Origin of the sequence: Fundicoccus sp. Sow4_D5 (assembly GCF_052116365.1) — a bacterium.
GTDB lineage: Bacteria > Bacillota > Bacilli > Lactobacillales > Aerococcaceae > Fundicoccus.
In genome coordinates, this window is the sequence record NZ_JBQKLF010000007.1 from 84,958 (window position 1) to 97,879 (window position 12,922).

Below are 12,922 nucleotides of genomic sequence, written 5' to 3' on the forward strand. Positions count from 1 at the left end.
TTCTTTCGATTTATTTGATTGATTCTGGATCGATTCCAATGGCTTCCGCAAATTCTGGGTTCACCACAATATTAAATTCTTTCGCTAATTCAATTGGCATGTCACTTGCATCTAACTCTTCATCTAGCATACGAATAACCATCTCGGCTGTTTGAATGCCGTAATCCTCATAAGAACTAGAAAGTGTCGCTAAACCATTTGTTAGCACAACCGAATCGGATGATCCAATGGTAGGAATACCTGCTTCTTTGGCAATATCTCCTACTAAAGCAATCGAGCTATCAATTGTATTATCCGTCACCATAAACATAGCATCGACTTTTTCAACTAGTGACGTCATATTCTGTGCAATATCATTCGTGTTGGTCACTGTTGATATTTCTACTGTGAGACCTGCTGCTTCTAAAACTTTTGTCGCAACCTCTGCTTGAACTGTTGAATTCACTTCACTTGAGTTATAAATAATCCCTACTGTTTTAACATCAGGAAAATTTCTAACGAGTAAATCTACTTGCTCATCAATGGGTGCCATATCACTTGTTCCTGTCACATTTCGTCCAGGTTTTTCTAAAGAGTCTGCGAGTCCCGCTTCTACAGGATCTGTTACAGCAGCAATAAAAATTGGTTTCTTTGTTTCTGCAGTTGCTAAAGCTTGTGCGGTTGGTGTGGCAATCGCAAGCAAGATATCGTTGTCGCGTGCAATTTTTTCACTCATTGATTGTAGTGTTGATTGGTCTCCATTGGCATTTTGAATGTCCCATTCAATTCGGTCTGCATAGTCCGATGCATCAAGTGTTTCAGTGAACCCTTTTAAAACTGCGTCTAACGCTTCGTGTTGAACTAATTGTAAGACGCCAACTTTAATCGGCTCATCACCTTGTGCGTTGACTGTTTGAAGCGTAGCGAATGGCGCGAGGAGTAAACTAACTGCTGCTGAAAACTTAATTGATTTGATTACAATGTGTTTGAATTTAGATAACATACTAATTAGCTCCTTTAAGCTGTTTATTCTGTTGAGTCGTCTTCTTTATCAGATTCATCTTCAGTTGTTGTTTCTTCTGTGTTGTCAGTATCTTCTGTAGCAGTTGGTGCTTGAATACTTGCTGGGTCAATACCAATTGCTTCGGCATATTCTTCATTTATTACTAATTCTAAAACAGCTGCAGATTCAACTGGAATACTTGCAGTGTCTAAGTTGTCTTCGATTTGTCTTACTAGCATTTGAGCCGTTTGTTTACCCAGTTCATAATAATCTAAACCGTAGGTTGCTAAGCCATTTTCAACAATCATATCTTTTGAACCACCAACAATTGGTAGACCTGCTTCTTTGGCTAAGTCTCCTACTAATGGCATTGCACTAGCAATTGTATTATCTGTTACTGTAAAGATTGCGTCGACTTCTTTTACTAAGTTACCCATTACTTGGCTGATATCATTAGTAGATGTCACTGTACCTGTGACAACTTCTTTACCTAACTCTTCTAAATAGTCTGTTGCTTTTTGAGCTTCACCTTTAGAGTTTGTCTCTCCGGAGTTATAAATGATCCCGATTTTTTCTGCATCTGGTGCAATGCTTAATAACAAGTCTACTTGTTCTTTGATTGGTCCAGCATCAATTGTTCCGGTAATGTTTTTCCCTGGTGCTTCTAAGCTTTCTACTAAACCAGCATCTACTGGATCCGTTACTGCCGAGAAATAAACCGGTAAATCTGAAACAGCGTTAGCTACTGATTGAGCAGCTGGTGTCGCAATGGCGAAGACATAATCATTGCCATTGCCTAGTGTTTCAGCCATTGATTGCAAGTTAGCATTATCTGCTCCTGCGTTTAAATAATTCAGTGTTAAGTTTTCGCCTTCAACATATCCAGCTTCTTCCAAACCATCAATGAATCCATCACGCGTTGCGTCTAACGAGTCATGTTCAACATATTGTAAGATACCTACACTAATAGCTTCTTGTGCTTGTACGACCATCGTATTGCCTAAGGGTACTACCAATGTAGCTGCAGCTAATACAGTTGCTAAAGTTGACTTTAAATAACGATATGTTTTTTTCATAGTAAATTCCTCCTGAATTTGTTTTTTATAATATTGGACAACAACGAAAAAAGACCTTAGTTAGATATAATTAAAATCTAACTAAGGTCTTTTTATAACTGATTAATTAACCCTTGGCTAATTAAGCTAGTTTAATATTACACCCGCTTAGATTTTAATCTGTATAGATTATCTATGCGGGGCACTCTAAATCACAGCTCCTCATAGATACAAACTTTCGTTTATCGTTTGTATCTAAAAGTTCTAGACACAAACCTATCTAAAGTAGCCGTAATAGAATGTTGAATTTTGTAATATTAATTGCTTAATCATTTTTATTCCTCGCTTTTAAAGGTTATATTTCTTCGTTAGATTTATATTAAATTAGAAAACGGCTAATGTCAACCGCTTTTTTTAATCCTATTACTATCTTCTCATCTAAAACTAATCTTTCTACTCTGTTGGTGCTTTGATTGTCGTTGGATCCACCCCAATCGCTTCAGCGTATTCTTCATTAATAATTAATTCTAATGTTTTTGCTTTTTCTACTGGAACAGTTGCAGGATCTAAGTCTTCTTCAATTATTCTTACGAGCATTTCAGCTGACTGTACGCCTAGTTCATAATAATCTAAACCAAAGGTTGCTAAACCATTTTCGATAATCATATCGTTTGAACCACCAATAACTGGTAAACCAGCTTCTTTAGCGATGTCTCCTACCAATGGCATTGAAGATGCGATGTAATTGTCTGTTACTAAATAAATGCTATCGACTTCTTTCACTAGATTCCCCATCACTTGGCTAATATCATTCGTCGAAGTGATGGTCCCTAGGACAGCTTCTGCTCCGTGAGCTTCAATTTCTGGCACTGCAATATCGACTTGGTGTTGAGCGTTCACTTCACTTGAATTATAAATGATGCCGACTTTCTTAGCATCTGGTGTAATCTCAAATAACATATCAATCTGTTGAGCAATAGGACCAATGTTCGTGGTTCCTGTTAAATTACGGCCTGGTTCTTCAAAGGAGTCCACTACACCCGCTCCTAAAGGATCTGCTACAGATGAGAAGATGATTGGTTTTTCCGTTGTTGCTCCTGCTAAAGATTGAGCAGTTGGTGTAGCAATTGCGAATAAATAATCATTATTATTCACTAAAGATTCACTCATCGATTGTAAATTTGCAATATCAGCATTGGCATTCATGTAATCAATCGTCAGATTTTCGCCTTCTACGTAACCTAACTCAGCCAGTCCATCTATAAACCCTTCACGGTTAGCATTTAATGAACCATGATCATTAAATTGAAAAATCCCTACACTAATTGCTGCTTTAGCAGCATCTTCTTGAGCAAGGGCGACATGATTTGTTTGTGTATAAACACTAACTAAACTCGCAGCTGTTGCAAGAGTTGCCATAACCATTTTTGAGTATTTGTATAATTTTTTCATTATTATTCCTCCCAGAATATTGATAGCGTTCAGTAGTAAATCAACAAAAAAAAGACCTAATTGGATTCGATTAAAATCCTAATTAGGTCTTTATAACTGTTGCATAAGCCTCTAAAAATGGCTATACAGACGGCTACTCATTACAACCCGCTCATAGATTTTAATCTTATCAGATTTATCTATGCGGGCATGTTTTTTTAAACAACTCCTCATAGATACAAACTTTCGTTCTGTGTTTGTATCTATAAGTTCAGACACAAACACTATCTAAAGTAGTTGTTAAAAAATCGTTTAGCTTGTAATAAGTAAGTCGTTTGCATAAAAGTTGCCTCATTTCATATTTTATAGGTTTATTTGATAATTATAGTCTAAAGTGTATTCTTCTCAAAGTCAAGCTGAATTTTAACCAAATTATCATTTAACGAAAATAATCGTTAGTTAATCAAGTAAATTCGTTTTATCGTTAGTTTCATCGCCCATCATATTTAAATCAAAGCTTTCAGCTAAATTTGGTCGATTTTCCTCTTGGTAACCTAAATAAGTCACCGCAAAATCTTTTACTCTTGCGAATACTTCCCTTACTTCACGGTATACACGACTCGACTTTGAATCAGGAGCCGGCACACCTACCGCATCGATCCCTAATCCTCTAGCAAGCATTAACGCGCGCGAAAGATGATAGCCTTGTGTCACGATAATGACTTTATCTTCACCGATGACATTCTTTAAACGATACAAACTATCATATGTCGAATAACCTGCATGATCTAAAAACAGTTGATTACTCGGCAAACCTTGTTCAATTAAATAGTCTTTCATGACAGCCACTTCATTGTAATATTGATCCCGGTGGTCGCCACTCATAATAAATTGCTTATCTGGTGCAACTTCAAATAAAATGGCTGCTTGATCCAGTCTTTGTTTTAATATTTGGCTCGGTTCGGCATTATCAACAACTCCTGCGCCTAATACAATCACTGGCACGTCCTCAGCAATAAACTCACTTTCGACTAATTCATCAATCGAAAGCATTGATTGATAGGTCGTACCAATCGTGAATAAATTGATTAACAGTAGGATACTCATAAATAATGTGATTGCTAAAAGGATGAGTTGTATCAATCGTTTTATACCTGTGCCAATCACTTTTACCAATCTCAACATCATTATATCTCCTTGTTCATACAAAATAATTTTGACAATATGATTTATGGTATCAGTCATCCTAGCGTTCTGCAATTTATTTTGAAGTCCTTTTAAAAAACTTAACCTTTTGATTTTCTCCACTTGTCTGTTCTAACAAGTACGAGACGCCATCAAATAGGGCCTAAGACCGCTTTGACTACTAAAGTAATCCTAGCACTCAACCTTTTGAACCCAACCCTCTGGTGCTTCTACATCTCCAAATTGAATACCGACTAATTCATCATATAAACGACGTGTAATGGGCCCTACTTCTGTTTCAGAATGGAAGACATAGATTTCTTCCCCATAGGTAATTGAACCTATGGGCGAAATAACGGCTGCCGTTCCCATTGCCCCAGCTTCTGAAAATTCAGCTAAATCAGTCACATAGACATCCGTTTCAATAGCTTCCATGCCTAATCGCTCACGTGCAATCTCCAGCAAGGAATACTTGGTAATACTTGGTAAAATCGAAGGGGATTTCGGTGTTACTAACTGCTTATCCTTGGTAATCGCAAAAAAATTGGCTGCACCGACTTCTTCAATCTTAGTTTTAGTGGCTGGGTCTAAAAAGATTGCATCTGCATAACCATTATCTTTTGCTATCTTACTGGCTATGTTCCCTGCGGCATAATTGCCTCCCACCTTAGCGGCGCCCGTTCCGTTAGGAGCGGCACGGTCAAAGTCACTAATAAGGAACTTAAAGGGTTGTAAGCCACCTTTAAAATAAGGCCCCACAGGTGTAACAAAAATCGCAAAAATATATTCCTCAGCTGGTTTAACACCGACAACATCCCCCACCCCGATTAAAAATGGACGGATGTATAAAGTCGCCCCACTTTCATAAGGTGGCACCCATTCAGCATTCGCTTTAACAATCTCATGAACCGCCTTAATAAACGCCTCTTTAGGATAAGGCGCCATTAATAATCTTTCGGCTGAGGCAATCATACGATCAGCATTTTGATCTGGTCTAAATAGTTGAATTTCACCCTTTTTCGTTCGATAAGCTTTTAGCCCTTCAAAACAAGCTTGTCCATAATGAAAGACAGGCGATGCCTCACTAATACTAATGTGTTTACTTGCTTCAATTTCTCCTTCGCTCCATTGCCCGTCTTTATAATACGCACGGAAGCTTTTTCCTGTATCGATATAACCAAAATCTAATGTTTCCCATTGAATTGTTTCGGGAGCTATTTCTAACATGTTAAAACCTTCTTTCTAGGTTGTGATACAAAAAGGACCGCACTAGCTTAAGAAGCATAGGATGCGGTCATATTTTATAAATATGCGGTTTTGAAAACTTTTGACCATTGCGCACATTGATGAATCAATTTTATTCTTTCATCAAGCAACTGTCAATCTAATCAAACTCTCATTTTAAAAGTCTGTTATTTATGTTGTAGCAAACTGACTATTGTATAGGTTAGCATAACGGCCATCTTTGGCGATAAGCATCTCATGATTTCCTTGTTCAACAATGTCACCTTGCTCCATATATAGAATTAAGTCGGCATCTTTAATCGTCGATAAGCGGTGAGCGATAACGAAACTCGTCCGCCCTTTCATTAATTCATCCATTGCCTCTTGAATTAAAATCTCGGTACGTGTGTCAACCGAACTTGTCGCTTCATCTAAAATCAGAATTGGGCGATCGGCTAAAATTGCACGCGCAATCGTTAATAATTGTTTCTGACCTTGCGAGACGTTAGACGCTTCTTCGTTAATTTCAAATTTGTAAGCACCAGGTAATTGCTTAATAAAATGATGAACTCGAGCCGCTTTGGCTGCTTCTATAACTTCCTCATCAGTAGCATCCAAACGTCCATAACGAATGTTCTCTAGAATGCTACCTTTGAATAACCAAGTGTCTTGCAATACCATGGCCATCGCTTGTTGATAACTTTGACGGCTAAACTGATTAGTCGGTTGGTTATCCACTAGTATCGAACCATTATCGACGTCATAGAAACGCATCAATAATTTGACGACTGTTGTTTTCCCTGCACCGGTCGGTCCTACTAAAGCAACCTTTTGACCTGGTTTCACACGTGCACTGAAATCATTAATAATCGTTTGATCTGGATTGTAACCAAAGGCTACATGATCGAACTGAATTTCACCTTTAACTTGAGAAACATCTAAGATATCTCCTTCTGTTTGACTCTCTTCATCTTCATCTAAGAATTCAAAGACACGCTCTCCAGCCGCAGCCATCGTTTGCATCATCGAAACAATTTGAGCCAGTTGAGAGATTGGTTGCGTGAAACGGTTGACGTATTGCGTGAAGGCTTGAATATCACCAACGTTCATTGCGCCAATCATGACCATGTAAGCTCCAACAAGTACGACAGCCACATAACCTAAACTACCTAAAAAGCGCATGAATGGGAATAGAACACCTGAAAAGAATTGAGACTTCCAGGCTGATTCTTTTAACTTCTCATTTTCAATCAAGAATTCTGCTAAGGTACGCTCTTCTTGGTTATATGCTTTAACAATTTGGTGACCCGAGTATACTTCTTCAACTTGTCCGTTAATGACACCAACAGATTTTTGTTGTGAACGGAAGTAACGTTGCGAACGATTCATAATAAAACGAATGACCGCAAAACTAATCGGAACAATCATCATCACAACAATCGCTAAGACCCAGTTCATACTTAACATAATACCGGCAATACCAACCATTGTTAATACGGAGGTTAATAATTGGGTCACACCTTGACTCAAGGATTGGCCCAATGTATCCACATCGTTGTTGATACGCGATAACACTTCACCGTAGGGACGCGATTCAAAATAACTCATCGGCATACGGTCGATTTTGGCAATCATATTCTTTCTTAAATCATAAGTCACTGTTTCCGTTACATTTGTCATTATAAACCCTTGTAAGGCTCCAAAAATAGAACTTACAACATACAAGAACAACACAAATAACAGAATGCGACCAATCGCAGTATAGTCGATGCTTCCGGTTCCTTGCGTTTGTCTGACGATACCGTTAAATAATTCTGTGGTAGCTCCTCCTAAGGTTTTAGGACCAAGGATACTGAAGATGACTGATAAAACAGTCGTCAGAAGCACTAGGATCATTTTCCATTTATGAGAGAAAATTTCTCGCCCAATTCGCCAAATACTTGACATAAAGTTTTTTGGTTTGCCACCAACATTCTGTTGACGCGAACCAGGTCCAACCGCTTTTTTTGGTTCATTTTCTTTTGACATGCTTATTCCTCCAATCCTAATTGAGATGAATCACTCTTTTGTGATCGGGCTTCTACTCGTTCATTCCCTTTAATCTCTTGTTCATCTAACTCTGCTTGAGAGAGTTGAGAAGTTGCAATTTGACGATACACAGCTGAATTAACCATCAATTCATTATGAGTCCCAATTCCTTCAATAACCCCTTCATCTAAAACTATAATCTTTTCAGCGTCCAGAATCGTACTAATTCTTTGTGCAACAATAATGGTTGTCACATCAGAAATTTTTTCTTTTAACGTTTGTCTTAATGAAGCATCTGTACGATAGTCTAGGGCAGAGAAACTGTCATCAAAAATGAGTATTTTTGGTTGTTTAGCAATCGCTCGAGCAATCGATAATCGTTGTTTTTGACCGCCGGAAACGTTCGTCCCTCCTTGAGAAATGGAAGAACTATATCCTTCATCTTTTTGTTCAATAAATTCCGTTGCATGCGCGATTTCTGCTGCTTCTTTTAATGCCTCTTCTGACAGAGACTCTACACCATACGAAATATTACTGCGAATATCCCCTGAGAAAAGAACTCCTTTTTGAGGAACGAAACCGATTATTGCACGTAATTGCTTTTGACTTAATTGACGGATATCCACCCCATCAATTAAAATTGCCCCTTCTGTTGGGTCGTAAAAACGCATTAATAGACTAAGCAAGGTTGATTTTCCGCTACCCGTACTACCAATAATTGCGGTTGTTTCACCTTTTTTAGCAGTAAAATTAATGTCTTTCAATGTTTCCTCTTCAGAATCTTGGAAACTGAAGGTCACATTATCAAACGTTACTTCACCTTTAACGTCCTCAAGTACAGCTGGTTCAACAGGATCTGCAATGGATAAAGGTTTATCCAACACTTCTTGAATACGACCTGCTGAAATTAACGCACGTGGTATTTGCATCGACATTAATGAGAACATTAAGAATGAGAAAATAACTTGCATTGTGTAGGTAATGAAAGCCATCATTTCCCCTACTTGCATTTCGCCTGCACCAATACGACTTCCAGCTACCCAAACAATTAAGACCGAAATAGCATTGGCAATCAACATCATCGTTGGCATCATTAGGGACATCGTGCGACCAACAAATAGGAAGGTATTTCTGAGATCAGTATTTCCTCCATCAAAACGTTCGCTCTCTTTGTCTTGGCGGCCAAAGGCACGAATGACTTGTAAACCTGTTAAGATTTCACGTGCTAATAAGTTTACACGGTCAATTAGTTGTTGTAACATCTTAAATCTTGGCATTGTCAGTTTGAAAAGTATCGCTACTAAAATTCCGATTAAAGTAACGGCTAATACCAACACCCAAGCCATGCTAAAGTGTGTTGTAAAAATAGTAAAGACTCCAAACATTGCAAGAATTGGAGAGAAGATAATCACTCTCAACAGTAGTGTGACGATTAATTGTAACTGTTGAATATCATTAGTGCTTCGAGTAATTAACGAGGCAGTAGAAAATTCACCCATCTCGTTTTGCGAAAATGTTAACACTTTACTGAATATTTTGTCTCTTAAATCATAACCAACCTCAGCACCAACAATTGATGCTAGATAAAAGGCTAAGGCTGCTGAGCCGAATGTTATCAAAGCGATTAGTAACATCGTTGCTCCTTCTCGGAACAAGTAATCTATTTTAACTGCATCTGCATCGTTACCTGTCGCAATATATTCAGAAATCACTAGTTGAATCCCCGCATTACGAACGGCAGACTCGCCTAGAACTTCTAATTCTGGCACGATGGCTTCACGCATACTCGTCACAGCATCCGCGTCTCCAGCTACTTGACTAATCATCTGCTTAGCTTGGGTCGCTTCTGTTTCTGGTAAAGTACTGATCGTTTGTAAAATCGCTAACGGTAAAGAAAAATTGCTTTCCAACGTTTCAAAATCATCTGTAGAAACACTGTCTACATCAACTAAACTATAATGGCCCTCATCATTAACTGCATAGTTTTCTTCAAGCACTTCACGTTCTTGCGGTAACATCACAGCTGAAAGATAATGATGGGTTTCTTCTGTTAATTCTAATGGCACAGCGTGCTCAAAACCACTATTCTGAATCCCAGTGTCAACTAAATTTGACGTATGGCTTGGTAATAAAATGGTTGTATAGGCTTGGACAATATGGGCAATTAAAATAATGGCAATATATTTCCAATGCGGTTTCAGTTGTACTAATAAATACTTCATAAATTTACACCTCTTCTTTTACTTATTACTTTTATTGACAGTCTCTGCCAAGGTTTCACCTATTGCTTGATATATTTTATCCCCCGTTTCAAAGAAGGCAAGCACTTCTTCTTCACCAACTTTATTCAAAGATTCATTCATCAAGTTATAAATAATCGCATTTGCTTTGGTGATTTCTTCGCTTCCTAAGGCTGTTAATTCTATAAAGGAATTACGGCGATCATCTTCATCGATTTCACGCACAATCCACTGCTTGGCTTCTACATTTTTTACTGTCCGCGAAATAGCCGGACTAGACAGTTTTAGTTCCTGTGCGATTTGAGATAGAGTTAAGCGATGATTTTGCATTTGACAATTATTTATTTTTCTCAATAAAATATACTCACTTTTCGACATCATAGGCAGTAGGTCCCAATTGGCTACACGAGCCATATTATAGAATAATTGGAACATCTTCTGTGCTAAGTCATTCTCTATCATATTTTTACCACCTTTATAAATTATTTAACTGTTTGAATAGTTAACCTTGTTAATTATAAGTAACGAATTAGAGATATGCAAGTAGTTCGTCCTTAAAGCAGCAAAAAAAACGCACAAATCCTTCTTCGCTCTGGCAATTTAATCTGGCTGTTATCAGTTTGTTATAGAGTATCCGTCCTATTTTGTTATAATTGACTGGATGAATGACCTAGTCCAATACTAAGTCGAAAGAAGGGAACATAAAATGAAAAAGTATATATTAAGTCTTCTCAGCCTTGTTCTTTTAACAGGGTGTCAATTGTTTACTGAGGACGCACAAACAGACAGTGATTCTGTTGAAACCTCAAGCGCCTTAGTTGAAACCGAAACTGAACGCGTCACTGTTATTGAAGAAGATGAAGAAACTAATGCCGTTAACTCGTTATTTAAGGAAGAAATAATTGGACAATCAGACTATCCTGTATCCACGAGCCCAGACAATATTGATCCCGCTCAATTACTGGTCGCAGTGGAAGAGTATTATCTAACAAACTTTAGCGAGGAGGAACAGTTCGCTAATACGCCTCAAGTAACCGACGGTGCACTTACAAATATTACTGACACTATTCACTCTAACGAAGCCTTAGCTCAATTAGATGTCTCTGTTGACCAAATTTCGATGCAATTAAATGGCCAAACGCTTTATATCCCGCGCATCATTGTGCCAATGCCATATAGCGAATCAGCGCAGCTTGTAGTTGAAAATGACGTTGCTTTATTCAACTCAGCCATCACCGAAGTAGGTAACCGCTTAGTGATGATTGCTTACTATAATCCAGCAACCGACATTCTCACACCGATGCATGTGATGAACTTAAGCCACTCCTTGTTTTACTACGAACCTAACTAATTAATCGGACCAAATATCCCTCAAAACCACCAAGTGGTCATGAGGGATATTTATTTTTAATGACTATGTTTGAGAGAAACCATGACGATAATTATGCACTAATTGGCGACTCATCATAATTTTCTGATCTTTTAGTAATTCCACTACTTCTTCATCAGAGATCTCATCCGAATGTTTTTCTAAAATTTCATAAATTAATTGCTTAATATTAGACGCTGATAGCCCACTGCGCCCTCTTTTAGCTGTCACATTAATGAAGTCTGTGAGTGGGCAGACATACTTATCAAACTCTAGATTTTTGTTTGTGACAATTAAGTTAACAATAGGTTCTGACAAACGTACGGTTTGTGCAATATCTTTGATTAATAAAGGCAAGTGTTCTTGAGTTTTCTTCGTAAAGAAATCTTTTTGAGCAATGACAATCGCTTTGGTTACCTCTAAAACTAATTGTTCTCTTAAGCGTAAATTCTCAGATAGTTTTAAATAATTTGCTTGATGTGGCTCGATATAAGCAAGTAACTCACTATCTTTTTTATTCTTCATTTCATCATAATAAGCTTGATTGAAGTTAATTTTAGGATAGTATTGACGATTATACCTCACACCTAACTTAGATTGTGTTTTAACAACCGTCACATCAGGGATTAAATTAATTTTTTCTTGTTGGTCAAATAAGGTCGCTGGTGAAGGGCGCAAGGTGTGGAAATAGTTCACACATTCCATCACTTCTTCGTAGCTTAAATCTGTTTGATCGATTATTTCAGCATAATCTTGTTCAGACAATGAAGCGAAATGTTCTTCCAATAATAGATAAGCGACGTTCGGCGCATGATTATCTTGTTCCGTTTGCAACATCAAACTCTCTTGCAAGTCGCGTGCTCCTACTCCTGCTGGTTCAAGCTGCTTAAGTAGCGTAATCGCATCTAAGACTACAATCGGTGGCATGTTAATTTTTTTAGCCAAGTCTTGATAAGAATCCGGCAAGTAACCTCGTTCATCTAGATAATCCACTATTTGGACCATCGCATCACGAATGTCTGTTTGACGATATAACATGATTTGTTCAAATAAAAATGTCGATAAATTTTGAGGCATACGTGGCAGTTGCGGATCCACACCTTGAATCGTCGCATCTTTCTCATGATGATGAATGTTGGCAACACCTTTTTCTAAAGCATAATCTAAATCAATAAATGGATTTTCTAGGATAGCCTCTTCTAAATAATAAGTTAATTGTTCGGCATTTAAATCAAGAATATCCAATAATTGACGATTATTCGTAATAGCCGTTTGAGTCAATCCTTGAAACACTTTAATCTCATCATGATCATTTTCTGGATGTGATGGACTATTTAAATGTTTTTCGCTCACTTTTCTCCCCTCTTTTCTTTAAAGTTTAATTTCTGAATAAGGAATAATTTCTATA

10 protein-coding genes are annotated in these 12,922 nt (G+C 37.7%); 1 reads left to right on the forward strand and 9 read right to left on the reverse strand.

The window, feature by feature from the left end; translation table 11 throughout:
• Positions 1-10 precede the first annotated feature (10 nt).
• The 8 genes from ACTQ45_RS09165 to ACTQ45_RS09200 all read right to left on the reverse strand — a co-directional run bounded on the left by ACTQ45_RS09165 (position 11) and on the right by ACTQ45_RS09200 (position 10,607).
• Positions 11-982, reverse strand: coding sequence for an ABC transporter substrate-binding protein (locus tag ACTQ45_RS09165; protein WP_441753078.1), 972 nt, complete (start codon positions 980-982; stop codon positions 11-13).
• A gap of 23 nt (positions 983-1,005) precedes the next feature.
• Positions 1,006-2,058: an ABC transporter substrate binding protein gene (locus ACTQ45_RS09170; protein ID WP_441753080.1), complete on the reverse strand. Its 1,053-nt coding sequence runs from the start codon at positions 2,056-2,058 to the stop codon at positions 1,006-1,008.
• 432 nt (positions 2,059-2,490) lie between these two features.
• Positions 2,491-3,489, reverse strand: coding sequence for an ABC transporter substrate binding protein (locus tag ACTQ45_RS09175; protein ID WP_441753082.1), 999 nt, complete (start codon positions 3,487-3,489; stop codon positions 2,491-2,493).
• Between the two features lie 438 nt (positions 3,490-3,927).
• Complete coding sequence (locus ACTQ45_RS09180; RefSeq protein ID WP_441763507.1) at positions 3,928-4,653, reverse strand: SanA/YdcF family protein; 726 nt, start codon at positions 4,651-4,653, stop codon at positions 3,928-3,930.
• A 192-nt stretch (positions 4,654-4,845) separates the two neighbouring features.
• The gene (locus tag ACTQ45_RS09185; RefSeq protein WP_441763508.1) at positions 4,846-5,880 is read right to left on the reverse strand and encodes a branched-chain amino acid aminotransferase; all 1,035 of its coding nucleotides are present in this window, start codon (positions 5,878-5,880) and stop codon (positions 4,846-4,848) included.
• A gap of 189 nt (positions 5,881-6,069) precedes the next feature.
• Positions 6,070-7,911, reverse strand: a complete 1,842-nt coding sequence (locus tag ACTQ45_RS09190; RefSeq protein WP_441763541.1) for an ABC transporter ATP-binding protein — start codon at positions 7,909-7,911, stop codon at positions 6,070-6,072.
• Positions 7,908-10,127 (reverse strand): ABC transporter ATP-binding protein, encoded by a 2,220-nt coding sequence (locus ACTQ45_RS09195; protein WP_441753087.1) that lies wholly within the window; start codon positions 10,125-10,127, stop codon positions 7,908-7,910. The genes ACTQ45_RS09190 and ACTQ45_RS09195 overlap by 4 nt, the downstream gene beginning before the upstream one ends.
• A gap of 18 nt (positions 10,128-10,145) precedes the next feature.
• Complete coding sequence (locus tag ACTQ45_RS09200; protein WP_441753089.1) at positions 10,146-10,607, reverse strand: MarR family winged helix-turn-helix transcriptional regulator; 462 nt, start codon at positions 10,605-10,607, stop codon at positions 10,146-10,148.
• Between the two features lie 244 nt (positions 10,608-10,851).
• Here ACTQ45_RS09200 and ACTQ45_RS09205 point away from each other — a divergent pair, with 244 nt between their 5' ends.
• Entirely contained in the window at positions 10,852-11,496 is a 645-nt protein-coding gene (locus tag ACTQ45_RS09205; protein ID WP_441753090.1) for a lipoprotein, read from the forward strand.
• A 63-nt stretch (positions 11,497-11,559) separates the two neighbouring features.
• Here the strand turns inward: ACTQ45_RS09205 and ACTQ45_RS09210 are convergent, their stop codons facing one another.
• Complete coding sequence (locus ACTQ45_RS09210) at positions 11,560-12,867, reverse strand: RNA polymerase factor sigma-54 (RefSeq protein ID WP_441753091.1); 1,308 nt, start codon at positions 12,865-12,867, stop codon at positions 11,560-11,562.
• Positions 12,868-12,922: the final 55 nt, after the last annotated feature.